The 24,089-nt window shown below is 64.4% G+C and carries 22 protein-coding genes; 3 read left to right on the top strand and 19 right to left on the bottom strand.

All coding sequences use genetic code 11. From position 1 onward, the window contains the following. Positions 1-40 precede the first annotated feature (40 nt). From P9292_RS39335 to P9292_RS39300, 8 genes are all read right to left on the bottom strand, one after another. Positions 41-982 (bottom strand): FAD-binding protein, encoded by a 942-nt coding sequence (locus P9292_RS39335; RefSeq protein ID WP_309965008.1) that lies wholly within the window; start codon positions 980-982, stop codon positions 41-43. After that, positions 982-1,731 (bottom strand): electron transfer flavoprotein subunit beta/FixA family protein, encoded by a 750-nt coding sequence (locus tag P9292_RS39330; RefSeq protein WP_309965005.1) that lies wholly within the window; start codon positions 1,729-1,731, stop codon positions 982-984. The genes P9292_RS39335 and P9292_RS39330 overlap by 1 nt, the downstream gene beginning before the upstream one ends. A 46-nt stretch (positions 1,732-1,777) precedes the next feature. Further along, positions 1,778-2,386: a HutD family protein gene (locus P9292_RS39325; protein WP_309965003.1), complete on the bottom strand. Its 609-nt coding sequence runs from the start codon at positions 2,384-2,386 to the stop codon at positions 1,778-1,780. After that, complete coding sequence (locus P9292_RS39320; protein ID WP_309964999.1) at positions 2,367-3,554, bottom strand: FAD-binding oxidoreductase; 1,188 nt, start codon at positions 3,552-3,554, stop codon at positions 2,367-2,369. The genes P9292_RS39325 and P9292_RS39320 overlap by 20 nt, the downstream gene beginning before the upstream one ends. Positions 3,555-3,667: 113 nt before the next feature. After that, positions 3,668-4,453 carry an ABC transporter ATP-binding protein gene (locus P9292_RS39315; RefSeq protein WP_244831429.1) on the bottom strand — a complete coding sequence of 262 codons (786 nt, stop codon included), beginning with the start codon at positions 4,451-4,453 and terminating at the stop codon, positions 3,668-3,670. Beyond that, positions 4,441-5,214, bottom strand: a complete 774-nt coding sequence (locus P9292_RS39310; protein ID WP_244831428.1) for an ABC transporter permease — start codon at positions 5,212-5,214, stop codon at positions 4,441-4,443. Before P9292_RS39310 ends, P9292_RS39315 begins: the two co-directional genes overlap by 13 nt. A 9-nt stretch (positions 5,215-5,223) precedes the next feature. After that, positions 5,224-6,234, bottom strand: a complete 1,011-nt coding sequence (locus P9292_RS39305; protein ID WP_250469924.1) for an ABC transporter substrate-binding protein — start codon at positions 6,232-6,234, stop codon at positions 5,224-5,226. A 134-nt stretch (positions 6,235-6,368) separates the two neighbouring features. Beyond that, on the bottom strand, positions 6,369-7,370 hold the full coding sequence (locus tag P9292_RS39300; protein WP_309964994.1) for a LysR family transcriptional regulator: 1,002 nt from the start codon (positions 7,368-7,370) through the stop codon (positions 6,369-6,371). Between the two features lie 139 nt (positions 7,371-7,509). Between P9292_RS39300 and P9292_RS39295 the strand changes: the two genes are divergently transcribed. Further along, entirely contained in the window at positions 7,510-8,526 is a 1,017-nt protein-coding gene (locus tag P9292_RS39295) for a GlxA family transcriptional regulator (protein ID WP_309964989.1), read from the top strand. A 30-nt stretch (positions 8,527-8,556) separates the two neighbouring features. On the opposite strand, the gene P9292_RS39290 is transcribed toward P9292_RS39295, so the two are convergent. From P9292_RS39290 to P9292_RS39245, 10 genes are all read right to left on the bottom strand, one after another. After that, the gene (locus tag P9292_RS39290) at positions 8,557-9,759 is read right to left on the bottom strand and encodes an FAD-binding oxidoreductase (protein WP_309964986.1); all 1,203 of its coding nucleotides are present in this window, start codon (positions 9,757-9,759) and stop codon (positions 8,557-8,559) included. A 53-nt stretch (positions 9,760-9,812) separates the two neighbouring features. Continuing rightward, on the bottom strand, positions 9,813-11,339 hold the full coding sequence (locus P9292_RS39285) for an NAD(P)/FAD-dependent oxidoreductase (protein ID WP_309965418.1): 1,527 nt from the start codon (positions 11,337-11,339) through the stop codon (positions 9,813-9,815). Between the two features lie 149 nt (positions 11,340-11,488). Beyond that, the gene (locus tag P9292_RS39280) at positions 11,489-12,853 is read right to left on the bottom strand and encodes an MmgE/PrpD family protein (protein ID WP_309964982.1); all 1,365 of its coding nucleotides are present in this window, start codon (positions 12,851-12,853) and stop codon (positions 11,489-11,491) included. Between the two features lies 1 nt (position 12,854). After that, a complete protein-coding gene (locus P9292_RS39275) occupies positions 12,855-13,958 on the bottom strand; it encodes a hybrid-cluster NAD(P)-dependent oxidoreductase (protein WP_309964979.1) in 1,104 nt (367 codons plus the stop codon). After that, positions 13,951-15,204: an SRPBCC family protein gene (locus tag P9292_RS39270; RefSeq protein ID WP_250469916.1), complete on the bottom strand. Its 1,254-nt coding sequence runs from the start codon at positions 15,202-15,204 to the stop codon at positions 13,951-13,953. Before P9292_RS39270 ends, P9292_RS39275 begins: the two co-directional genes overlap by 8 nt. A gap of 84 nt (positions 15,205-15,288) precedes the next feature. Next, the gene (locus P9292_RS39265; protein ID WP_309964976.1) at positions 15,289-16,134 is read right to left on the bottom strand and encodes a nitrilase-related carbon-nitrogen hydrolase; all 846 of its coding nucleotides are present in this window, start codon (positions 16,132-16,134) and stop codon (positions 15,289-15,291) included. Between the two features lie 10 nt (positions 16,135-16,144). Next, a complete protein-coding gene (locus P9292_RS39260) occupies positions 16,145-17,065 on the bottom strand; it encodes a glycine betaine ABC transporter substrate-binding protein (protein ID WP_250510606.1) in 921 nt (306 codons plus the stop codon). Between the two features lie 22 nt (positions 17,066-17,087). Then, on the bottom strand, positions 17,088-17,810 hold the full coding sequence (locus P9292_RS39255) for an ABC transporter permease (protein WP_309964971.1): 723 nt from the start codon (positions 17,808-17,810) through the stop codon (positions 17,088-17,090). After that, the gene (locus tag P9292_RS39250; protein ID WP_309964968.1) at positions 17,807-19,036 is read right to left on the bottom strand and encodes an ABC transporter ATP-binding protein; all 1,230 of its coding nucleotides are present in this window, start codon (positions 19,034-19,036) and stop codon (positions 17,807-17,809) included. The genes P9292_RS39255 and P9292_RS39250 overlap by 4 nt, the downstream gene beginning before the upstream one ends. Then, positions 19,033-19,782 (bottom strand): ABC transporter permease, encoded by a 750-nt coding sequence (locus P9292_RS39245; protein WP_244831416.1) that lies wholly within the window; start codon positions 19,780-19,782, stop codon positions 19,033-19,035. Before P9292_RS39245 ends, P9292_RS39250 begins: the two co-directional genes overlap by 4 nt. A gap of 264 nt (positions 19,783-20,046) precedes the next feature. Here P9292_RS39245 and P9292_RS39240 point away from each other — a divergent pair, with 264 nt between their 5' ends. Both P9292_RS39240 and hutG read left to right on the top strand, forming a co-directional pair. Continuing rightward, positions 20,047-21,015 (top strand): LysR family transcriptional regulator, encoded by a 969-nt coding sequence (locus P9292_RS39240; protein ID WP_309964966.1) that lies wholly within the window; start codon positions 20,047-20,049, stop codon positions 21,013-21,015. 42 nt (positions 21,016-21,057) lie between these two features. Further along, a complete protein-coding gene (gene hutG / locus P9292_RS39235; protein ID WP_309964962.1) occupies positions 21,058-21,870 on the top strand; it encodes an N-formylglutamate deformylase in 813 nt (270 codons plus the stop codon). 433 nt (positions 21,871-22,303) lie between these two features. On the opposite strand, the gene P9292_RS39230 is transcribed toward hutG, so the two are convergent. After that, entirely contained in the window at positions 22,304-23,821 is a 1,518-nt protein-coding gene (locus P9292_RS39230; protein ID WP_309964959.1) for a DUF1254 domain-containing protein, read from the bottom strand. Between the last annotated feature and the right edge of the window lie 268 nt (positions 23,822-24,089).

The following is a 24,089-nucleotide window of genomic DNA, read 5'->3' as shown; positions in this document are numbered from 1 at the left end:
GCGCGAGGCGCGGCAAGGTTTGCCCGATACGCCTCCTGGGTCAGCGCATGTCGATCGATTCAGTCAGTTCCGGCACGAGCGAAAAGAGGTCGCCGACGACGCCGTAATCCGCGACGCTGAAAATAGGCGCTTCCGGATCTTTGTTGATGGCGACGATGACCTTGCTGTCCTTCATCCCGGCCAGATGCTGAATGGCACCCGAAATACCAACGGCCACGTACAACTGCGGCGCGACGATCTTGCCCGTCTGCCCCACTTGATAGTCGTTCGGCACGTAGCCGGCATCCACCGCCGCGCGCGATGCGCCCATTGCCGCACCAAGCTTGTCGGCCAACGGTTCGAGCACCTTCGTGTAGTTCTCGCCGCTGCCGAGACCACGTCCACCCGACACGATGATCGAAGCCGAAGTCAGTTCCGGCCGATCCAGCTTCGTGACTTCGCGGCTGACGAATGACGAGATGCCAGCGTCGGCTGCCGCTTCGATCTTCTCGATCGATGCACTGCCGCCTTCCGCCGCCACCGGATCGAAGCCCGTTGCACGGACCGTGATGACCTTGATCGGATCGCTCGATTGCACCGTCGCGATAGCGTTGCCCGCGTAGATCGGACGCTCGAAGGTATCGGCGCTGTCGACGGCGGTGATGTCGCTGATCTGTGCGACATCCAGATGCGCCGCGATACGCGGGGCGATGTTCTTGCCATAGGCAGTAGCAGGCGCGAGGATGTGCGAATAGTCCTTCGCGATATTCAGCACCGTGCCCTCGACATTCTCGGCCAGACCTTCGGCGAGTTGAGGCGCATCCGCAAGCAGCACTTTAGATACGCCTGCGATCTTGGCTGCCGCATCGGCCGCGCCTTGCGCGTTCGCACCGGCAACCAGCACATGGATATCGCCACCGATTTTTGCCGCCGCCGCTACCGTGTTCAACGTCGCGGCCTTGATGGACGCGTTGTCGTGTTCCGCAATTACCAGAATCGTCATCAGATCACCTTCGCTTCGTTCTGCAACTTCTCGACCAGCGTCTTGACATCGGGCACCACCACACCCGCCGAACGCTTGGGCGGCTCGACGACCTTCAGCGTCTTCAGTCGCGGCGCGACGTCCACGCGGAGGTCGGCCGGCTTCACGACCGTCAGCGGCTTCTTCTTCGCCTTCATGATGTTGGGCAGCGTCACATAACGCGGCTCGTTCAGGCGCAGGTCGGTGGTGATGACAGCGGGCAGCTTCAACGACAGCGTTTCCGCGCCGCCATCGACTTCGCGCGACACGGTGGCTTTGCCGTCGGCTACGACGACCTTCGATGCAAACGTCGCTTGCGGCAAGCCTGCCAGCGCGGCGAGCATCTGTCCGGTCTGGTTCGAGTCGTCGTCGATTGCTTGTTTGCCGAGGATGACGAGTTCGGGCTTTTCCTGATCGACCAATGCCTTGAGCAGTTTGGCGACGGCAAGCGGCTGCAACTCATCCGCGCACTCGACGAGAATGGCGCGATCCGCGCCGATTGCAAGCGCCGTGCGCAGCGTTTCCTGGCATTGCGTAACGCCGCACGACACGGCGATCACTTCAATTGCCACGCCCGCTTCCTTCAGACGCACCGCCTCTTCCACGGCGATCTCGTCGAACGGGTTCATGGACATCTTCACGTTGGCGATATCGACACCCGTGTTGTCCGACTTCACCCGGACCTTCACGTTGTAGTCGACCACGCGCTTGACTGGCACCAGAATTTTCATGGGTGCATATCTCCTTGCTTGAATGATTCGAAAAGAGCCGCGCGGATCAGCGCCGACTGTCGGGCTCGACGAGGACGAGCGCAATCGATGCATCGCTTCCCGACGACCGAGGCGCGAGATGAAGCGCAGGCGCGCCCAGCATGCGCGTCAACACGTGACCTTCCGCCAGCACGATCTCGTCGTCGCTGTCGGCAGCGTGGACGAGGCAGCGGCCATTCATCGTCAGCACGAGCGCGACACATTCGAGGGGCACGAACGCGGCGTCGCGCAATGGCTCGATGCGTGCTCGATAGCGCCCGCGCAACGCCATGACATTGAGCGCGACAACAGGGCCGTCGTGCAACGTGGCTTGCCACGCAACGCCGCCGTCGTATTCCATGGCGATACCGCGCCGCAAGTGACATTGCACGGCGTCGTCTTGCAGCGTGACGCCCGCACCGGTCATGACGAGCGATTGCCGCGTCATGCCGGGAAAGCGCGAATACGGACCGTCGCGTTCCACGTCGGCCAGGCTGATGCGCCAGCCGCCCTCCGCATCTTCCGCGAGCGCGCGCGTGGTGCCGCCGCCGTTGCGCCATGCCTGCGGCGCAAAAGACGCGAGCGGTGCAATGGCGACGCCCTCGGGCGCGCGCGCTTCAGGAGACGGCGCCGACACCGTACTTTCCAGTGAGCAGCGCGCCGGTCTCGAAGCGTTCGATCGAGTAAGGCGCGAGCGAGACATCGGTTTGCAAGCCGAGTGCGGCTTGCGCAAGCACCTTGCCGACCGTCGGCGAGAGCTTGAAGCCGTGCCCCGAAAAGCCGTAGCCGACGACGAGCCCTTCGATGCCGGGCAGCGCGCCGAGCACCGGATTCCAGTCGGGCGTGACGTCGTACACGCCCGTCCACGACGACGCAATGCCCGCCGTTTCGTATGCGGGAAACCGTTCGGCGACCTGAGCGCCGACCTCGACGACATAGTCCATCGAGATGTCGCCCTGTTCGGTATCGGCCGTGGCGAGTTTTTCTCCGGCGGTGCCTTCGCTGACGAGCATCTGATTGCCGCCATAGCAGCGGTAATAGAGCATGCCGGGCGAGGCCAGATCCTTGAACACCGGCATGGTGTAGGTGTAGGCCGCGCCCTCGCATTCGAGCGCAAGCACCGCATGACGCTCCGGCGAGACGGGCAGTGTGCGACCGGTCCATCCGGCGAGTTCCGGGGTCCAGATGTTCTGCGTGCTCACGACCATTGCCGCTGAAAAATCTCCGATGCTCGTCGACACGCCGCTCACCTTGCCGTGCTCGATCAGCAAGCGGTTCACGGTGACGTTCTCGCGGATCGTCACGCCGCCGCGCCGCGCCGCGCGAGCGAAACTGGTCGCCGTGAGATACGCATCCGCGAAGCCCGCCTCGGGTTCATAGCCGATCAACGCGGCGTCGTCGAACTGCGCGATGGGCATGAACTCGTGAGCCTGGCGAGCATCGAGCAATTCGAGCGGAATGCCTTGCTGCTTCTGCTGTTCGAGCGATGCGCGCAGCGGTTCGACCTTGTCGCCATCGGCCGCGACGATCATGTAGCCGCACTTCACGAGTCCGCACGAGGCTTCATCGTCGCCGACGTAGCTCGCGAAATCGTTGAACACGGCCCAGGACTTGCGCGCGAGTTCGACGTTTTCCTTGACCGAATAATGCGTGCGCAAGATGCCCGACGATTGCGACGTCGTGCCCGCGCCGATGGTCGCGCGATCGAGCACGAGCACGCTTTTGGCGCCAAGCTTTTGCAGATGAAACGCAACGGAACTGCCGATCACGCCCGCGCCGATCACCACTACATCGTACGTATTCACTGTCGCGCTTCCTTTCTCATGCGGATGATGTTTGCAGTGTGCCGGGTTGCCGCCATCGCGAGCGCTTCATAAGCAAAAGCGATGGATAGCAGCAGTACCGGCGCGTTCGAACGTCAGCCAGCGCCTTCCAGGCCTCGCATGACTTCGGCCTGCACCGTTTCCCAGATCGACTTCTTCATCTCCAGATACGCAGGCGATAGCTGCACTTCGGCGGTACGCGGCAAGGGGAGGTCGTTGCGGATGTCCTGCACGATGCGCCCCGGTTTCGCGCCCATCACGATCATGCGCGTGGAGAGCAGCAGCGCTTCGTCGATCGAATGTGTGATGAAGACGATCGTCTTGCCGCTCTTCTCGTAGATCGACAGAAGCTGTTCCTGCAGCACTTGCCGCGTCATGGCGTCGAGCGCGGCGAAGGGTTCGTCGAGCAGCATCACGTCCGGGTCGTTGGCGAGTACGCGCGCAATCGACACGCGCTGTTTCATGCCGCCCGAAAGCGCGCCGGGATAGCTGTCCTCGAAGCCCTTCAGCCCCACGGCTTCGATATAGCGACGCGCGGCATCACGCCTTTCAGCCCGGCCGACACCGCGCATTTTCAACCCGAACGCGACGTTCTCGCTGACCGTTTTCCACGGAAACAGCGCGTATTGCTGAAAGACCATGCCGCACGCCGGCTCGACATCCTTCACTTCGCGGCCATTGACGAGCACGCGGCCCTGCGTCGGCGGCTCGAAGCCGGAGATCATGTTGAGCATCGTCGATTTGCCGCAACCCGACGCACCAAGCAGCACGAGAAACTCGCCCTTCGCGACATCGAGATCGACTTCCTTGAGCACTTGCAACGCGCCAAAGGACTTCGCCACGCCTTCGAGGCGAATCATGGGGGCATCTATCGTTGCCATGCGAGCACTCCGCGTTCGATGAGCCTGAACAGGCCATCCGTAATGAGCACCGTGATGCTGATGAGCACCATGCCGAGCACGACCGTATCGGTCTGGAAGAATTCGCGGCCGTTCATGATCATGAAGCCGAGCCCTTGCTGCGCGGCGACGAGTTCGGCGGAAATCACGCAGGTCCACGAGAGGCCGAGAATCACTTTCATGCCCGACAGGATCTGCGGCATGCAGCCCGGCAGGATGACTTCGCGCATGACCTGCCAGCGGTTCGCGCCGAGATTGCGCGCCGCGCGCACGAAGATCGGGTCGATGTTGCGCGTGGCGTCGATCACATAGAGAAGGGCAGGCGCGAACGATCCCATGAAGACGATGCTGTACTTCTGCGTCTCGGTGATGCCGAACCACAGCAGCGACAGCGGTATCCAACTCATCGACGGCAGCGGGCGCAGGAAGGACAGTAGCGGGTCGAACACGGCGCGCGCCACCCGCGAGGTGCCGAGCGCAATGCCGAGCGGTATCGACACGACCGCCGCGGCGAGAAAGCCCACCATGACCCGGCGTATGGAGGCCAGCACGTTATCGAGCAACGTATGCTGATTCCACATGCGGATGCCGCGGCTCAGCACTTGCGACGGCGCGGGCAGAAACACCGCATCGACCAAACCCGCGCGGCACACGAGTTCCCAGAGCAGCAGAAAGCCGATCAGCGAGCAGGCGCTGACGACGAAAAGCCCGCCGCGCTTCGTCCATTTGTTGTCGGATGCCATGCCGCGCGCTCAGAGATACGACGCGTTGATCCAGTCCGCCACTTTCGGCGACTGGTCGATCTGCTTGAGATCGACGAGCATGTCGCTCAGCTTCTGTACGCCGTCGACGAACGGTCCCGGTTTTCCGCCGCTGCCGACGAATAGCGTCTTTTGCTGCGCGTGGGAATACCACTGCGTCTGCTTGAGCACGGCCATCTGCTCGTCCTGCGTGAGATTCGTGAGCGTCATCAGAATGGGCGCGACCTTCTCCGGCTCGTGCGTCATCATGTCGTTGGCTTGCGCGACACCTTGCAGAAAGGCTTTCGGCACATCAGGATGGGCGCTGGCGAATGCGGTGCGCACCAGCAGCACGTCCGGGCCCGGCGTCAACTGATATTGCTTATAAAGCGAGAACGAGGAATCGTCGAGCAGCAGTTTGGTATCGGGCAGCGCCTTGATGCGGTCGAACGTCGGTGTCCATGCGGCGGCGGCATCGATCTGATTACCGCGATACGCCGCCAGCAGTTCCGTCGCCGGCAAGTTGATGATGCTCACGTCCTTCGCCGGGTCCAAGTTCGCCTGGCGCAGCACGTCGAGCAGCAGGACATGCGAGCTCGACGCATACGTGACGCCGATCTTCTTGCCCTTGAGATCGGCGAGCGACTTCACATTGCCACGCACGAGAAGGCCTTCCGATTTGCCGAAGTTGTTCGGCGTCGAGATGAGCTGAAACTGCTTCGCGCCGCTTGCCATCAGCGCGAGCGCCGAGACGACGCCGGTCCCCGCAATGTCGATGTTCCCCGCCATCACCGCGCCCATGCGCGCCGACGAAGTGGAGAACGATTGCCAGCGGCAGTCGATGCCGAGCTTCGTGAAGATGTCCGTCTTCATCGCGACATAGGCCGCGTAGTGCCCAAGCCACGCCGAGCCGCCGTAGTTCACGACGGTCGCGGCGCGCGCGAATGACGCAAGGCCCGAGGTGGCCGCGGCTACGCCGACGAGTGAAGCCTGCTTCAGAAAACTACGGCGGTTTGTGGTCATCGTCCTGCCCTGTCTCTTAGGTTGAACTGCGTGTATCCGCTGTCAGCTACGGATGGTAGAGGCGAACGCATCCCTGCCATTAAGCCGCGCGGCCGAATCAGAAACTCTTATGTTTTGAAGCAGTTCCGCTAATTTCACGCGGCGCTTTGCGCGGCGAACGCGGCGGCATAGGCATCGAAAAGATGGGGCGGCGCGCCGGGCAAAGCCGCAAGCAAGCCCGGTGCAATTACGTCGCGCGTCACGGCCACCGACTCGCGCGCGACGGCCTCTGCCATCGACGACCATTCGGCCTGACGCGTGAGAATGTAGAAATGACGATGCCCGATGCGCGTCGTGGCCAGCGGCACGACCGCGATATCCGCCAGATGCGCGCGCGATTGCCAGAGACACAGCGGCGACGTGATGGCGCAGCCGAATCCCGAGCCGACCAGACTCAGAAGCGGGTCGGTATCGTCAAATTCATAGCGGTTCGGGGCGTTGAAATTCATGTGCCTGATGAGCCGCTCCACTTGCTGCCCGATGAGCGAGCGGCCCGTATAACGCAAGAGCGGCAACTCGCGCAGCACCTCATGAAAGGACTCGGGCGCGCGCTTGCCGCTGAAGCGCCTCGGCGCGACCGCAATGAAAGTCTCGGAGAAAAGCGGCCGTAGTTCGACGCGTCGTGGATCGAGCGTGGCTTCCGTGCAAATGGCGAGATCGAGTTCGCGATTGGTAAGCTGTTCGCTAAGGGTCGGCGTGAGGCCGGACCACATCGACAAGGTTTTCATGCGCCCGGAAAGACGTTGCACGAGATGCGGCCCGACGCTTCCGGCGAAGGAATCCACGCAACCAATGCGAAGACTCGGCACGCCTTCGCTCGTCGCCGTACGCACGTCGTGCGAGACCGCCTGCGCGTGTTCGAGCAGCGCGCCCGCGCGATCGAAGAGAATGCGGCCCGCCGCGTTGGGCCGCACCGGACGGAACTCGCGATCGAAGAGCGCCACGCCCTGTTCGCGCTCGAGCGCCGCGACGAGCTGGCTCACGGCGCTTTGCGTGACGCCGAGTACGCGCGCCGCTTCCGTCATGGAGCGGGTTTCGCAGACCGCGACGAACGCCTGCAACGCGCGCAGATCGACCCCGACGAACGAATTTCGCATGCTTTCTCCTCGGCCGATTCCGCCGCAGATGCAGCGCGTGTCGCCGCTCAGATCCCATACCGTTGCGGCACTTCTGGCCATACGCTTGTTTTAGCGACCATAATAGCGCTCACATGCTGGCCCCAAGCCGCCTTCGCGAATGCGGAGGTTCGAATCGTCCATTGCGAATCGCGCGTTGCTCAAATCCGCTTCTTCGTCCGCCACCGTGCCTCGCCAGTTCGTGTTCTTGCTGGCCGATGGCCTGTCCATGATGAGCCTCTCGTCCGCCATCGAGCCGTTGCGCTCGGCCAACCGCCTCGCTGGCGAAACATTGTATGCGTGGACGCTCGCCAGCCTCGACGGCGAGCCGGCGCCTGCATCGAACGGCATCGCGCTTGCCGCGCGCAAGTTCGACGACGTGCTGGCCGGCGCGGACTATGTGTTCGTCTGCGGCGGCCTGCGGCTCGCGCCCGCGCTCGAACCGGCCTTCGTCGCCGCGTTGCGACGCGCGGCGCGCACCGGTGCGGTCATCGGATCGCTTTCCACGGGCACTTATCTGCTCGCGCTGGCAGGCCTGCTCGATGGCTATCAATGCACCATCCACTGGGAAAATCTGCCGGCTTTCACGGAGGCTTTTCCCGACCTGCTGTGCAGCAGCAAGCTGTATGAAATCGATCGTGACCGCATGACGTGCTCGGGCGGTATCGCTTCGATGGACCTGATGCTGCATCTCATCAAGATGCAGCACGGCAGCGATCTCGCCGTGCGCGTGGCGAACCAGTTCCATCACGAGCGCATGCGCGACACCGCCGACAGCCAGCGCGGCTGGCGCGACCAGAATCACGCAAGTCTGCCGCGCGGCATCCGCCGGGCGATCGAGATGATGCGCGCGCATGTCGAGACGCCGTTGCAGATCAACGATATCGGCTCGGCTATCGGCATGACGTCGCGGCAGATGGAACGCCTGTTCCTGCGGCATCTGAACGCGACGCCCGCACGCTACTACGTGCAGTTGCGGCTGGAGCGCGCGCACGAAATGCTCACGTATTCGAGTGTGCCGGTCGCGGATGTCGCGGTGGCGACGGGATTCGCGTCGCCTTCGCATCTGGCGCGCTGGGTCCGGCGCGCCTACGGCACCAGTCCGACGGAGTTGAGAGCGGCACAGACGCAGTCGTGAGCAGGCGGGCGTAAGGGCGACGCAATGCGCTCAGGCCGCTTCCAGCACCGGCGCCGATGCGCGCAGCGGCAACGGCAGCCAGCCCTGAAGCTCGCGCCAGTCCGGTTCGAGATGAGCGAAGCGCGCCAATCTCAGCGACGACAAATCCGCAAAACCGCAGCGCCCGTCCATCACGAGGTCGCGGATGGCGTGACCGCTTGCGGGCGAAAGGCCGAAGCCGACGCTCGATAGCGTTGCGACCGTCACATTGCCTCGTTCATCCGGACGATCGATCACGGGCCGTCCATCCGGCGTGTTCTCGATATATCCCGCCCAACTGCGGATGACTTTCGCGTGCGCCGCCTTGGGCAGCAACGCAGCCAGGCGCGCCGCGATACTGCACTGAAGCGGAGTCGATTGCGGCCGCACCTTCGGCACATCGTCGAGGCCGATCCATTCGTGCGGACCGCCGCCGTAAGCGAGATTGCCGCGCAGCGTCTGCCGTCCATAGAGGCCATTGCCGTCCACGCCGCCGATGGCCATTGGCGGCAACGGCTCGGTGACGATCATCTCGGCGCGTGCGGCGGCGAGCGGCACATCGATATCGAGTTGCGCCGCGAGCACGCCGGTATGCGGCCCGGCCGCGATCACGAGATGATCGCAGGCAATCTCGCCGTGAGCCGTTCTCACCGCGCTCACGCGTCCGCCTTGCCGGACGAATCCTGTCACCGGCGTGTGCTGGAGAATGCGCCCGCCGTGATCCTCCAGCGCCCACGCATAAGCCTGCAACGTGCGATGCGGATTCGCATGTCCGCCGAAGTGATAGAAGTAGCCGGCATGGACGTTGTCGCCGGCGAGCGGCACCAGTTCGCGCACCTGTTTCGCATCGAGCACGTCCGAGCGCAGGCCGTGGTGTTCGCCGTTTTCGAGCGCGCGCCGGTACAACACGAACTGCTGTTCATCGAGCGCAATGCGCAGACGCTCGGCGCGGAACTCGGTCGGATAGCCGAGCAGGTCGTCCATCATCGGCCAGAGACGCTGTTCTTCGAGAAAGAGCGGGCTGTGATGATGCGAGCAACCGCCGCCGTTTCGGCCCGACGCGCCCCAGCCGATCATTCCCGCTTCGAGCACCAGCACGTCGACACCCTCGCGCGCGAGCCACCATCCCGCCGACAAACCCGTTACGCCGCCGCCGACGATAATTACCGAAGCGCCCTTCGGCGTGCCGCTGTCCTGTTGCGTGTCTGCTTTCATGCTTGTCTGTCCGGAAGATTCGATTCGAGTGCGACGGCCGGTCGATGCTTCGTTCATTCGCTCGCCACCGGTTCGCCCTGACGGCGTGTGCCCGCGCGATACAGCGGATCGACACGCCAAAACGGCACCCATTGCGACGCCATGCCGAACCAGCTGTCCCAATGCGCGCCGGTCGCCTGCGCTTCGGCCACCTCGGCTAGCTGCCGCAGCGCGAGCGGCCGGACGGGCGCGCGGAATGTGGCGAGCGGAATCCGCGGCAGCGCGCAGCCGGAGCCTATCGCGAGCAGCGCGGCGACTTGCTCGCGGCATCGGCGGCCCTGGCACGGGCCCATGCATGCGCGCGTGAGACGCTTCACCGCGTCGGGACTGGGCGGCCCGCTTTGCGCGAGACCCGCGACGCCGCGTGTGTCGTGAAGCGCGTCGGCGGGCTGCCAGCCGAGGTAGCGCGGCGGACGCACATCGAGGATTTCGCGCGCCGTCACTTCCTCGCACTGGCAGACGAACGGCTCGCCCGCCGCGCCGATGACGCTTGCCCGCACCCATTCGACACGCGATAGCGCGATGTCTTGCGCGGGCGCATCGGGTTGGCGCGCGGGCGGTGCGTCGGCGAGAGGAGCGCTTTCATCCAACGACGATAAAGCCGCGCGCGCCGCAAGGCGGCCTTCTTCACGCGCGATCGTTTCGTCGCGGCTCTTCGCCGGCCAGACGCCCGCGCAGTCGCCTGCCGCGTAGGCGAACGGCAACGAGGTGCGCTGCATCGCATCGACACGGGCGATATGACCGCCGCGCGCGGCATCGAACGCAGTCGCGCAGCCTGCCGCTTCGAGCAGCTCGATTGCAGGCAACGCGGCGATGCCGAGCAGCACGGTATCGCAATCGAATGTCGTCAGGGCGGTCGTGTCGGGCGTGGCTGCGTCGACGGAAGTCACGCCATAAGCATCGCCATGTGCATGCCGCACGACATGACGCGTGAGAATGTGCGCGCCGCTCGCTTCGAGTTGCGCCGCGAGCGCCGCATCGCCGACGATTTCACCAGCCTGTTCGATCACCGCGACGATCTGCACGCCGCGCGAGACGAGTTCGAGCGCGACGTTAACCGCATCCGTGTCGCTGCCGACCAGCACCGCGCGCCGCGCGTCGAGCGCGCCGTAGAGAACCGCGAGCCGCCACGCGGCGCTTGCACCCATCACGCCCGGGCGTTGCCAGCCGTCGAAGGCGAGTCCCATGTCGCGCCGCCCCGACGCAACGATCACCTGACTGAATTGCAGCAGCCAGGTATGTTCGGCGTCCGCGAGACCGGCCACGTGCGTGCCGATCCAAGCGTTCGCCGGCCCGTGCGGGAAGAGTCCCCACACTGCCGTGCCCAGCTTCACGTCGATACCCGCTTCGAGCGCGTCGCCCAGTTCGGGACGGGCGTCGAGCATGGCTTCGAGCATCGCGTTGGCGTTGCCTGCCTCCGCGCCCATGCGGCTGCCGAAGTGCAGCGGCACGTCTTCGCCCATGGTTTCGAGCGGCACGGGGTTTTCGTCGACGAGCGTGACGCGTGTACCGCGACCGGCCGCTTCGAGTGCCGCCGCGATCCGCCGGCCCCGCTCCGACGATCAGCAGATCGGTCGATTCGCCGATGGGCGGCGCCTTGCCCGCCACGGACGCGGGATCGTGGAACGGCGTTGGGAATGCGTCGGGATTTACTGGCATGGCTCGTTGTTTCGTTGGCTGATCGGAGTGTTCATGTTTGCGACGCACTGGGCGGCGTGCCCAGCACGAGTTCGCACAGGCGCCCGGCGCGGGCGTGCGGTTCGGCGAGCGCGTCCACCGCGTCTTCGAGTTCGCGCGCGAACCGTGCGCCGAAGCGCGCGCCGCAGAGTTCACGAAATTTGTCGCGCTCGGCGTCGGGTGTCATCGGGCGCGCGAGGTCGCCGCTTGCCTGCATCGGACCGGAATCGAGGCGGCGGCCATCGCGCAGTTCGACCGTCACGCGCGCCCAGCGCTCGGCGGGAAACGCGGCGCTGAACGCGGCGTGCTCCTTTGCGACGAGGCGCGGCAGCAACGCGCACGCGGCGGGATCGGCAAGGCCCGAATCGCCGATGGTGCCGGCATCGACACGGCCATGCGCCAGCGCCGCCGCGACGGGAAACAGCACGCCATACTGCGCTTCCTCGGTGGTGCGTGGCAGCGCGGACCAGAGACGCGTCGCCTCGTGGAAGGTTTCGATCTCCACGCGCTCGATGTTGGCCGCATCGAAGCCGTCGAGCGCGCGCACTGCAAGCGCGGCGGCGATTGCCGGATGCGCCCAGCGGCACACTGGATACGGCTTCACATACTGTTCGAGGATCAGCCAGCGATCGCCGAGGTCGGACCAGCAGGCGGGCGCATCGCGTTCGACGGTGGTCGCGGGCGCGCCGGTGTAGCCGCGCGCGGCAAGCAGGGCGGCGCTGATGCCCGCCAGCGCGCCCCAACCCGAGCCGTCCTTCAGCATGGTCGGATGATCGATGCAGCGCATCATGTCCGAACGCGGCCCGTGATATTCGGCGATGCCGAGCGCGTGGCGCGTCGCCGGTATGTCGAAGCCGAGCGCGCGGCTCGCGATAGCGGCGGCCGCCAACGCATTCCACGCGCCCGAGGTGTGATATTCGCGGCTCGTCGCATGCAGCGCGATGCCGGCACGCGTGCCGATTTCATAACCGAGCACCGTCTGCACGATGAACTCGCGTCCGCTCATGCCGGGCGCGCGCTCGGTCATGGCGAGCAGGGCCGGCAAGACGGTGACACCCGCGTGGCCCTTGGTGAGCGCGTGGCCGTCATGGCCGTCGAGACTGTCGATGGTCGTTGCGCCCGCGAACGCCGCGCCCGGAGCACTGACGATGCGCCCGTCGAATAGCATGCGCGCGGGGGTGCGTCCGGCCGCGAAGCAATCGAGCGCATGCTCGCGCGCGATTGTCGAAAGCCGTGTGGACGTGCCCGCCGCCGCGACGCCGAGCAGGTCGAGAATGCGGCGCTGCGCGTCGCGCACGACGGCAGCGGGAAGCATGTCGAAGCCAAGCGTGCGCGTGAAGCCGCTGGCGTCGTGATGAAGCGTCGGTGCCGTTTGCATGTCAGAAGGCGATTTCGACATCGGTCAAGGGACGGCTCGAACACGCGAGAATCCAGCCTTGCGCTTCTTCGGCCGCGGAAATTCCGCCTGCATGTTTCATCGCGACTTCGCCCGAAAGGTGGCGCACTTTGCACGTGCCGCACAGGCCGCTCGCGCAACCGCACGGAATCACCACTTGCTGACGCGTGGCCGCGACGAGCAGCGTTTCGCCCGCGCGTACATCGAAGCGCCGGCCGTTCAGCCACGCGTTGAAAATGGCATCGCGCTGTTCGTCGGACGAAGGTGCGCCGGTCGTCGCGGCTTCGCTTTCCATCGGCTCGATCACGGGACCGAAATGCTCGATATGAAACGCCGCGCGGCGGGCGCCTTCGGCAGCATGAATCTGCCGCACGCTCTGCATGAAACCGGCTGGACCGCAGCAATAGACCGTGCGGCGTCCGAAGTCCGGCGCCATCGCCCAGAGCGCGCCGCGCGACATGCGCCCGCGCAGACCGAACCAGCCGGGTGCGGGCGCGCTCAGCCACACGTGTACTGTCAGGTTGGGCATGCGCGCCTGAAGCGTCGCGAGTTCATCGGCAAAAAGAATGTCGTCCACGCCGCGCGCGCAATGAAGCCAGGCGATGTCGGCGTGCGGCGAGCGGCGCGCCAGCGTGCGCAGCATGGACATCAGCGGCGATGCGCCCGAGCCCGCCGACACTAGCCCGAGAGGCGTATTGGCCGATGCATCGAGTGTGAAGCGTCCGAGCGGATAGCGCGTGTCGATGCGCATGCCCGGCGCGAAGCGCTCATGCAGCCAGCGGGTGACGACGCCGCCGGACTGCGCCTTGATCGTCAGTTCGAGCGCGTCCGCTTCGAGCGGCGTCGAGGCGATAGAAAACGTGCGGTCGAAGCGCCGCCCCTCGATATCGAGCGTCAGCAGCATGGCCTGGCCCGGCGCGTAGCGGCGCGCGCCGTCGGGGTGCGGATCGCGCAGGCGAAAGGTCTTGACGCCCGGCGCTTCGTCACGCACGCCGATGCACTCGAGCGTGCGCGATGCGGGCGTGTCGCAGGCGAAGGCGAGGGTGCTGTCGAACGCCGTATCGGAAGATGTCGGCACATCAGCCATTCGACACCTTCAGCGCGATTGAGCGCTGCCCGTGTGCGCCGTCCAGATGTGACGCGAGCTTCCTTGCATACCAGTTCGTGAAGTTGCGCAGCATGAACTCGGACGGCGCATACGGTCCCGGCGCATAGCCGAGCGAGCCCACGCCCAGCTGATTGTTCGCCGCGAGCCGCGCGTCCTGAACGTTGGTCGCGTTCCATACGGACGTGAGCGTATCGACGTCGTAATCGACGCCTTCGACGGCATCCTCGTGTACGAGCCACGTCGTGCGCAACACCGTGCGCGTGGCCGACAGCGGCAGAATGCGGAAGTGGATGATGTGGTCGGCGAGAAAATGATTCCAGTTGTTCGGCACGCGAAACATGCGCACCGAGCCGAGATCCGGATCGGTGAGGTCGCCGAGCAGCTTGCCGCACGCGGGCGATCCGTCCGGCGTGAAGGACACCGCGCCGCGATGAAACGGCAGCCGGATGCAGCGGAATTCGTCGCCGCCATCGGCGGGCAAATGCGGCAAGCCGTGACGGTCCCACTTCGCAGCCTGGGCTTCCATCAACAGACGGAAGTCGCGCGAGCCTGCGGGATCGTCGGGCAACGCGAATTCGACGAGCGTCGCGAGCAACTCCGGATGATTGGCCGCGCAGTGATAGCACTCACGATTGTTCTCGATGACGAGCTTCCAGTTGGCTTCCTCGATCATCGTCACGCTGGCCGCGACCTTGGTGCGCCACGGCTGATGCGGCGCAAGGTAGGGCGTGACCGCGTCGCGAAAGCGCGTGATGTCGGGCGGCGTCGCGGCGAGGCAGATATAGACCATGCCGCACACGATCTCGACATGCACGGCGCGCAAGCCGTAGCCCTCGCGCTCGAAGCCCGCCGGCATCTGCCGCGCATGCAGGAGCGCGCCGTCGAGGTCGTACACCCACTGGTGATACGGGCAAGTAAGCCGATGCGCATGCCCTTTCTCTTCGAGACAGATGCGCGAGCCGCGATGCCGGCAGGTATTGAAGAACGCGCGGATTTCGCCGTCCATGTCGCGCAGCACGAGCACCGATGTCGCGCCGATCTCCAGCGTCAGATAATCGCCCGGTTCGCGCAGTTCGCAGCTGTTGCAGGCGAACAGCCACTCGTCGTTGAAAACGGCGTCGAGGTCGAGCCGATGAAAGGCTTCATCGGTATAGAAAGGCTGCGGCAGCGAGAAGTTGTCCTGGCGCTCGGCCAGGGCGGCGCGCACGCGCGTCGGGTCGATCATCGTCACACTCCCATGCGAACGATCAGTTGAATCGATTGTCGGTCGCGGATATGACCGGTGCGGGCAGACACACGACCAACGCGATCACGAAACCGACACGATGCCGCTTTCGAGCGCGTGGATGCCGCGGGCATCGCGCAGGGTCGGCAAGTCGAAGCGCACGGCGCGCACGGCTTCGTAGTCGAGCGGCGCCACGACCAGTTCCTCACGTGCCGATTCGCTTTGCGCGAGCGTTTCGCCGCGCGGCCCGACGACGCGCGAGCCGCCCCAAAAGCGCAGGCCGTTTTCATGGCCGACGCGATTGGCGAACACGACAGGCAGACCGTAGACGAGTGCATGGGCGCGCAGCACCGTGTCCCAACCGCGCGGATTGTCGAAGGCGTCGCCCACGGCTTCGACCGCCGAACTCACCGGCGCCGCGCATAGCGTCGCGCCGTCGCAGGCAAGCCGATGCATCACCGCCGGGCTCCACAAATCCGCGCACACGGGCGTGGCGATCTGCCAGCGAGGATCGGCGGGCAGCGTGAACTGGTCGAGCCGCGCGCCGTGTCCGTAGTGCTTGCCGTCGTCGAGCCGGCCGTAAGTGGCAAGCGCGATCTTGCGATGCACGTGCACCACGCGTCCCGCGTACAGTGTCGCGACGCTGTTGTAGAACTGCGCGCCCGCCGCTTCCTCGACGAAGCCAACCACGGCGGCAAGCGGCGAGCACGCTTCAGCCAGCTCGAGGAGCGCGGCGGCATTGCGCGGCAAGGCGAGCCTCAAGGCATCGGCGCCCGCACTGTGACCGGCAAGCGACAACTCGGGAAACACGAGCAACTGAACGCCGCGCCCGCGTGCTTCGTCGATAAACCGGCGATGCGCCGCCAGATTCGCGGCCAGATCGCCCGCGACGGTTTCGGTTTGCGCGGCGGCGACGATAAAAGGCTTCATCGGACGCGCGTCAGATCAGTCCGGCGGACTTGAGGAAAGTAGCCGACACTTCGTCGAGCGACTTCTTCTGGACGTCGACCTCGGCGTTGAGTCGCGCCATCGTTGCGTCGTCGAGTTTGGCCGACAGCGCGTTCAGGATGCCCGCGAGATTCGGATTCGCGTCGAGCGTCGCCTTGCGTGCGACCGGCGTAAGCGCGTAGGCGGGGAAGAAACTCTTGTCGTCACGCAGCACGATGAAGTTGAAAGCGGGCACGCGGCCATCGGTCGTGAAAACGAGCGCGGTGTCCACCTGACGGTCCTTCAGCGCCTGATAGGTGAGACCCGAATCCATCCGCTTGATCTGCGACGGACCGAAGCTGAAGCCGTATTCTTTTTGCAGCGGACGCAGGCCGTCCGGGCGCGCATAGAACTCGGAGTTACACGCGAAGGTCAGTTCCTTGCCGCTGTTGAGCACCTTGGCGAGGTCGCTCATGGTCGTGACGCCGAGCTTCTGGGCGACATCGCGGTTCATGGCGATGCCGTAGGTATCGTTCGCCTTCGACGGGTCGAGCCACACGAGGCCTTTTTGCGCATCCAGTTCCTTGACGCGCGCATAAGTTTGCTGCGGGTCGAGCTTGTCGGTCACCTTGTTGTAGGTGATGAGGGAAGTGCCGGTGTATTCCCAGTACACGTCCACCTGACCGTTTTCCTGCGCCTGACGCAGCACCGTGCTGCCCATGCCGTCTTTCTTGACGACCGTGAAACCCTTCGCCTTGAGCAGTTGTGTGGTCATTTCCGCCAGCAGCACTTGTTCGGTGAAGTTCTTGCCGCCGACCGTGACGGTTGGCGCAGCCTGCGCGGCCTGCAGGGCCATCGTTCCGAGGGCAAGCGTGAACAGGGATGCGCCGAAAAGACGCGACCACAGTTTGCATGACAGCAAAGGCTTGAGCATGAGCTTCGTTATCCAGGAAAGATCAGCGTTGAGGACTGACGCCGCGCGGCACGAGCCAGTGCTGCATCTGCGCGACGAACAGGTCGGTTGCGACCGCGAGCAGGGCGGTCGGGATGGCGCCCGCAAGCAGCATCGTGAAATCGTTGAGGTCGATGCCCGTGAAAATCAGCTCGCCGAGACCGCCGCCGCCCACGAGGAACGCGAGCGGTGCGGTGCCGACTGTGATGGCGAGCGCGGTGCGCACGCCCGCGAGAATCACGAACATGGCGTTGGGCAATTCCACCTTGAAGAGAATCTGCCGCGGCGTCATGCCGATGCCGTTCGCGGCCTCGATCAGCGCGGGCGGCACGGCGCGTATGCCTTCGTATGTATTCATCGCGATGGGCAGCAGCGTGGCGAGCCATAGCGCGAGAATCGCGGGCTTCGCGCCGATGCCGAGCACGCTCATGGCGAGCGCGAGAATGGCGAGCTTGGGCACGGCCTGGCCCGCGTTGAGCGTGAACATCACGAACTGCGCGGCCCGGCCGTTGTCGGGGCGACTCAGCCAGATGCCCGCGGGCACCGCAACCACGATAGCCGCGACGCCCGCGATCAGCACCATCAGCATCTGCTGGCCGGACTGATAGACGATGTCCGCGCGATACTGCCCGATCGATGCGAGCCAGTCGTCTGCATGCGCCGATGCGCTGGCCAACGCCATCATCGCGCCTAACGCAATACGCGAACCGTCGCGTCGATGGTTCATCGCGCGCCTCCGAAAGCGAGTTCGGGATGCGCCCCGTCATCGCGCGATGCATCGCCCGCTTTCGCCGCGTCGCCAGCGGACGAGGCCAGGCCGCCTTCGGGCAATGCCGCGCCGGACACGCACGCCGCGCGCGCCATCAGCGCGATGCGTTCATACGTCACGTAGCCGATGAAGCGTCCGTCCGCGTCGACGCCCGGCAGCCACGACGCGCCGTGCGCGAGCAGCATCGACATGACCGCGCGCAGGTCGTCGCCCGCGCGCACCACGCTCGGCAACGCGCGCAGACTCGGCGCTTCGAGCGTGGCGCCGCTGGCGTCGAGCTCGGCCGCGCCGACGTGGCCGGCCGGTCTGCCGTGGGCGTCGAGCACGACCAGTGCGTCGGCCACGTGATCGCGCAAGAGCGCGCGGGCATCGGCGCTCGGGTAGCCGAGCCGCGCGACGCGCGCCGGTTCCAGCGCCGCATCGACGGCGCGCATCAGGCGCAGACGCTTGAGCGCCCGGTCAGTGCCCACGAAATCGGCGATGAACGCGCTCGCGGGACGCGCCAGCAGTTCATCCGGGCTCGCCAGTTGTTCGAGCTTGCCGTTGCGGAAGATCGCGACCTTGTCGCCCATTTTCATGGCTTCGTCGATGTCGTGGCTGACGAACATCACGGTCTTCTTCAGGGTCGTCTGAATATGGCGGAATTCGTCCTGAATCGACGCGCGATTGATCGGATCGATGGCGCCGAACGGTTCGTCCATCAGCATTACCGGCGGATCGGCGGCGAGCGCGCGCGCCACGCCCACGCGCTGCTGTTGCCCGCCCGACAGGTCGCGCGGATAACATCGCATGTAGATGGCCGGATCGAGCGTGACCATCTCCAACAGGTTTTCGGTGCGCTCGCGGATGCGCGTTTTGTCCCAGCCGAGCATCTTCGGCACGATACCGATGTTCTCGGCGACCGTCATGTTCGGGAACAGGCCGACTTGCTGAATCGCATAGCCGATGCGCCGCCGCAACTCGACGATATCGAAGCCCGCCGTATCCGCGCCGCCGATCAGAATCTGCCCTGACGTGGGCTGCACGAGCCGGTTGATCATCTTGAGCGTCGTCGTCTTGCCGCAACCGGACGGCCCGAGCAGCACGCAGAGTTCGCCTTCGCCGATCGTCATCGACACGTCGTCGACGACCGGCTTTTCGCCGCGCTTTTCGAATCGCTTCGTCAGATGTCGAAGATCGATCATCGTCCCTCCGCTGTGGATGAAATCGGCGTCGCGGCCGTCGCGGCCGTCACCAGCGGCCCGCGCGTCGCGTTGCGGCGCCAGAAGAAGCGCGCCTGGCGCGGCCGCATGCCTTCCGGCGTCAGGCGCCATTGCAGCGCGCCCAGGCCGAGGTCGGCGAGGATCGCGAGCAGCGCGACGATCACCGCGCCCGCGATCAACTGGCGCGGATCGGATTGCGAAATGCCCCGGCTGATCAGCCGCCCGAGCCCGCCCGCGCCGATATACGTGGCAATCGCCGCAATGCCTATATTCATGACCACCGCCATGCGTACACCCGCCATGATGATCGGCACGGCAATCGGCATCTCCACGCGGTAGAGCCGCTGCCACGCGGTCATCCCCATGCCGTTGGCGGCTTCGCGCAGCGCGGGATCGAGGTTGCGGATCGCGGCGTAGGTGTTGCGCACGATCGGCAATTGCGCATACAGAAAGAGCGCGATGGCGGCAGGCAGAAAGCCGATGCCCTGTCCGATCAGCGAGAGCACCGGAATCAGCAAGCCGAAGAGCGCGATGGATGGGATCGTCATGAGCATCGCGGCGGCGTACAACACCACGCGCGCGAGCCGCTCGTTGAGCGTGATGACGATGCCGAGCGCGACGCCCGTCACGATGGCGCAGCCGACGCCGGCAAGCACCAGCAACACGTGATCGACCAGCATGGAAGCGATCGACGCCGCGTTGCTCCAGATAAAAACCAGTGTCTCCACTGCGGCCTCCCGCGCCTCGATGCCTGTGACGAATGAATGTACCGGTCCAAAATCGCCGGAACCGGCACAAACTCGACGTCTACTGTCATCAATGCGACACGGGCCCCGATCTCGACAAACGACGCACGATCATTTTGCATAAGGCAAACTTATGGCCCATGCGGGCGTTTGCGCGAGACGCGCGGCTTCCAGCCCAGTGCGTGCAACATGAGCGCCGCACGGCGGGACTTGGCCGGGCGCGTGCCTGCAAACCACGGAAACGCGATGAGACGCACCCCACCACCTATCGATCTACGCGCATTGCAGGCCTTCGTCGCCGTTTGCGAGACCGGTTCGATGACGGCAGCCGCGAAACATCTGGGCGTGAGCCAGAGCGCGGTGAGCCAGTCGATTGCGTCGCTCGAGCGCGAGCAGGGCGCTGGCTTGTTCGATCGCGACAGCCGCCCGCCGCGTCCGAATCTGGCGGGACGCGCGCTGCTGGAACTCGCCGGGCCGCTGCTCGACCATGCGCAAACGGTGAGCACGCGCATCGGCGATGCGTCGCTGGCGGGAGCGCTGCCCCTGCGGCTTGGCTGCGTCGATTCCTTCGCGGCGACGGTCGGCCCCGAACTCATTCGCGCGATGTCCGGTTCCGCGCGGCAGATTGCCTTGTGGTCGGGACTCACGCCGGGCCTGTCCGACCAGATGCATGCGCGCGAGGTCGATATCGCGGTCTGTACGCAGACGGTGCTGAACGACAGCCGTATCGTCGAGATGCCGTTGTTTTCGGAAGCGTTCGTGGCCGTCGTGTCGCGACGCTGGCTCGATGAGCGCCAAGGAGCGTCGTCATGGCGGCAGCTTGCAACGGAACTGCCGTTGATCCGCTATACGGCGCGCTCGGTGATCGGCCAGCAGGTGGAGCGCTTCGCGCGGCATCTGGGTATCGAAAGTCCGCGCCGCTACGAGTTCGATGCGACCGATCCGCTCCTGAGCCTCGTCGCCGCGAAACTCGGCTTCGCCATCTCGACACCGCTGTGTCTCTGGCAAGCGCGGCATTATCTGGATGAAATCGCCGTGCTGCCTCTGCCCGCGAGCCGGCTTGGGCGACGCGAGTTCTTTCTGCTGCATCGACAAGGCGAATGGAGCGATTTCGTCGATGAGATCGCCGTGCTCACACGCCGCGTGCTCGACCATCTGATTCGTCCCGCGCTCAAGCGTGCCTTGCCGACATTGCAGGACGACGCGTTGCTTTGAATGTACTGCTCTCAACCTCGATTACCCTTCGCTACTCACGCCATGAACGAAATTTTCACCCTGACTCGCGGCGATGCGCCGCTCCTGCTGTCGATTCCGCACCTCGGCACGATCATCCCCGACGACCTGCGCGGCCAATACACGGACATTGCGCTGACGGTCGCCGATACCGACTGGCATCTCGACCGCCTCTACGCGTTCGCGCGTGAACTCGGCGCGACCGTGCTCGGCGCGCGCCTGTCGCGTTATGTGATCGACCTGAACCGGCCGTCTTCGGACGAAAGCCTCTATCCGGGGCAGACCACGACGGGCTTGTGCCCGGACCTGACGTTTCGCGGCGAGCCGGTTTATCGCGAAGGCTGCGTGCCCGACGCCGCCGAAAGGCAGCGCCGCGTCGCGGCTTACTGGAAGCCGTATCACGACACCATCGCCGGCGAACTCGCGCGCCTGCGCGAGAAGCATGCAAACGTGCTGTTGTGGGAAGCGCATTCGATCGCAAGCGTATTGCCGCGTCTGTTCGAGGGCAAGCTGCCGGATCTAAACATCGGTACGCAGGACGGGCGGACGGCAGCGCCGCCGGTGTTGCAGGCGGTCGCCGACGGGGCTGCGGAGAGCGGCTATACGTGGATTGCCAATGGCCGCTTCATGGGCGGTTTCATCACGCGGCACTTCGGCGCGCCGGAGAAGGGCGTTCATGCCGTGCAGCTGGAGATGTGTCAGAGCACGTATATGGACGAGACGCCTCCGTTCGACTATGCGCCAGCGCGTGCCGATGCCGTACAGGCCGTGGTCGAGCGGATGGTTCGGGGGGCCGTGAAAGCGGTGGCTGGGATATCGTCAACGACTGGTGGATGACGAACTCGTTGGAGCATCGAGCGGGCATGCGTGAACACAAGAGCCCAGCAGCCTTCAAGGCCGCCGGGCTTATTTCCAGTCATTGGATTGCCATTGCGGTAGCCTTTACGGATTGTTCGGTTCTTGCCGCGGCTTCGGGGTTGAGCGCTTGCGGTGCGATGTCGAGCCTTACGTGGTCGAGTTGAAACACTGACATCGCTACGCGTGCTGCAAATAGTCACGCGCGGCTTCGGGGTTGAGCGTCAGCGTTTTGCACCTCCAGCCGCGTCGCCTTCACTATGTCGCTCGCGGGGTCGTCCGGCGCGAATCAGGTCCGACGGCACGCGCAGATAAGGCGCGACGTGCGAAAAGAACCTGTACTACCCATCGCATGGAAAATTCAGACCGGCTTCGCCGTCGCGCGTCACGGCAAAGCAAATGAGATTCTTTTGTTCTAGGGTGCTTGCCGAAGCTCTGGTGTGTGCCACTGATCATTTAGAAGCTCAGGCTTGGGCCAGTAATACCGCATTGTCACCATGAAAGGGCCTGGCGAGGGTAGCCAGTTTGCCTCCTTGGCCTTGCCGGGTGATGTGCTTTGGACGTAGATCGTCGTACCACCATCGCGATCGGTTTTCAACGAAGGCAGCATCGGAGAATTGATCAAGTAGCGATCGATGGAGTTCTTCACCAGCAACTGGCTTGGCAAGGCATACATGGTCATCGACCAGAACGCATTGACGGGGGGCAGTTGGCCTTTCTCGAAGTGCAACGTATACCGATGCTTGCTGCCGTCAAGTGGCTGGCCGCTCGAATCCTTTTCGAGGATCGGATAGAGCGCCTCCTCCCGCGAATTCGCGCCGATACCAACCTGCGTACCTGTAGCCCGTGCAACATAGTCGTTCTTCAGGTACGCGCGTGTTCCGAATAACGTGTCAGTCTTCCCACCAAGGGACGCGCGCTTTGAGTCGATCTCTTTCTGACCGTCTTCCATTCCGGAGAGCAACGCCGCTTTCTGTTCCTCGGAAAGCGCGCCGACGTCGAACGGTCGTCCCGGAACGATTCCAATCGTCGTGAACCGGCTTCGCAAGTCGCTCTCCGTTGGGTTGACTGGCGTGAACTGCAAGGCGAACGCGAGCTGGTTGAAGAACTCGAGCGACGTGTGCTGCATGTCAGGTCGTAATGGCTTGATCCATTGAATCGAGGGTGCCGAGGGCGGGGCCGCGCTACCAGCAAACGAAGAAAGAGTTTGCACCCGATAGCCTGCCTGGATTGTCTTGACGTTATCGAGATCGCCTGGGTTGAAGAGCTGGGTGCGGCCAACGACATTAACGAGCTCGGTTTCTGAGCGGATAACCTGCGTGATACCGGGCGGCGGCGCTTCCTTCCAGTTGGGTCCGGCAATCAAGAAATTGCCCCCACCATTACCAGTGGTGCGAGTGCCGATATAGGCAAAGTTGAAGGTATAAAGGTCCATCAGTTGGAACACGAAATAGCGTTTCGGCTCCATTGGCGGGATCGTGATGACAACCGGCTCGGCGCGAAGGTCGAGGCCGGCGAACGAGTAAGGTGTGTCCGAGTTCGGTGTGACGAAGGCAGTGTCGTCCGGCGTGAAAACCCGAGAGATATTCAGGATGGTGTTGAAAGGACCTTTGTACTGCGGGTTGCTTGAATCGATCGAGAACGCGTACATCGTCGTGTAGGTCGCGACCATGGGTGTTCCATAGATATACGCTTCCTTGGCGACGGCTCGAATTTCATTCGTACTGGCAGTGATCGCAAGCTTCGTTGGCGGCTGGGACGAATTGATCGAGTGAGTCGTGTGGCAGGCGGTTAGTGTCACTGCAATCAGTGCGGCCGCGATGGCTCGTTTGTTGTTTGCAGTCGCGCTGCGCCGTTGCAGCGCGCAGCACGACTCCATCGGCAAACCGGTCACGGCAGTCACAAGAGAGACGAGCTTACGTGCTCTTTTCATCGCGAAGCCCTTTTTCTTTGAAGTACGGTTCAATTCACAGCAGACGGCAACGTCGCTTACCTGAATGTCCTACTGAAATGTCGCGCTCACCGAGAGTTGTACGAGATTCGCTTCGGAAGACGGCTTACTTGAAATTCGTCGACCCGCCGAAGCGACGCTGACACTGGCGTGGCTGACTGTGCCCGATCGTGTGACCATCGGGCCAATGCCGAGAGCGTGTCACTCGCACCGCGGTGGGCTTCTTCACAGCACGCTCCCATAGCGTTGA

Origin of the sequence: Caballeronia sp. LZ001 (genome assembly GCF_031450875.1) — a bacterium.
Lineage (GTDB): Bacteria > Pseudomonadota > Gammaproteobacteria > Burkholderiales > Burkholderiaceae > Caballeronia.
The sequence above is the reverse complement of the archived record's forward strand: the minus strand, read 5'-3'. Positions and strand labels throughout refer to the sequence as shown.

Coding starts and splice junctions, on each gene's coding strand:
- P9292_RS39335 (WP_309965008.1), bottom strand. CDS start 982: ATGACGATTCTGGTAATTGCGGAACACGACAACGCGTCCATCAAGGCC.
- P9292_RS39330 (WP_309965005.1), bottom strand. CDS start 1,731: ATGAAAATTCTGGTGCCAGTCAAGCGCGTGGTCGACTACAACGTGAAG.
- P9292_RS39315 (WP_244831429.1), bottom strand. CDS start 4,453: ATGGCAACGATAGATGCCCCCATGATTCGCCTCGAAGGCGTGGCGAAG.
- P9292_RS39310 (WP_244831428.1), bottom strand. CDS start 5,214: ATGGCATCCGACAACAAATGGACGAAGCGCGGCGGGCTTTTCGTCGTC.
- P9292_RS39305 (WP_250469924.1), bottom strand. CDS start 6,234: ATGACCACAAACCGCCGTAGTTTTCTGAAGCAGGCTTCACTCGTCGGC.
- P9292_RS39300 (WP_309964994.1), bottom strand. CDS start 7,370: ATGCGAAATTCGTTCGTCGGGGTCGATCTGCGCGCGTTGCAGGCGTTC.
- P9292_RS39295 (WP_309964989.1), top strand. CDS start 7,510: ATGCGGAGGTTCGAATCGTCCATTGCGAATCGCGCGTTGCTCAAATCC.
- P9292_RS39290 (WP_309964986.1), bottom strand. CDS start 9,759: ATGAAAGCAGACACGCAACAGGACAGCGGCACGCCGAAGGGCGCTTCG.
- P9292_RS39280 (WP_309964982.1), bottom strand. CDS start 12,853: ATGCAAACGGCACCGACGCTTCATCACGACGCCAGCGGCTTCACGCGC.
- P9292_RS39275 (WP_309964979.1), bottom strand. CDS start 13,958: ATGGCTGATGTGCCGACATCTTCCGATACGGCGTTCGACAGCACCCTC.
- P9292_RS39270 (WP_250469916.1), bottom strand. CDS start 15,204: ATGATCGACCCGACGCGCGTGCGCGCCGCCCTGGCCGAGCGCCAGGAC.
- P9292_RS39265 (WP_309964976.1), bottom strand. CDS start 16,134: ATGAAGCCTTTTATCGTCGCCGCCGCGCAAACCGAAACCGTCGCGGGC.
- P9292_RS39260 (WP_250510606.1), bottom strand. CDS start 17,065: ATGCTCAAGCCTTTGCTGTCATGCAAACTGTGGTCGCGTCTTTTCGGC.
- P9292_RS39255 (WP_309964971.1), bottom strand. CDS start 17,810: ATGAACCATCGACGCGACGGTTCGCGTATTGCGTTAGGCGCGATGATG.
- P9292_RS39250 (WP_309964968.1), bottom strand. CDS start 19,036: ATGATCGATCTTCGACATCTGACGAAGCGATTCGAAAAGCGCGGCGAA.
- P9292_RS39240 (WP_309964966.1), top strand. CDS start 20,047: ATGAGACGCACCCCACCACCTATCGATCTACGCGCATTGCAGGCCTTC.
- hutG (WP_309964962.1), top strand. CDS start 21,058: ATGAACGAAATTTTCACCCTGACTCGCGGCGATGCGCCGCTCCTGCTG.
- P9292_RS39230 (WP_309964959.1), bottom strand. CDS start 23,821: ATGAAAAGAGCACGTAAGCTCGTCTCTCTTGTGACTGCCGTGACCGGT.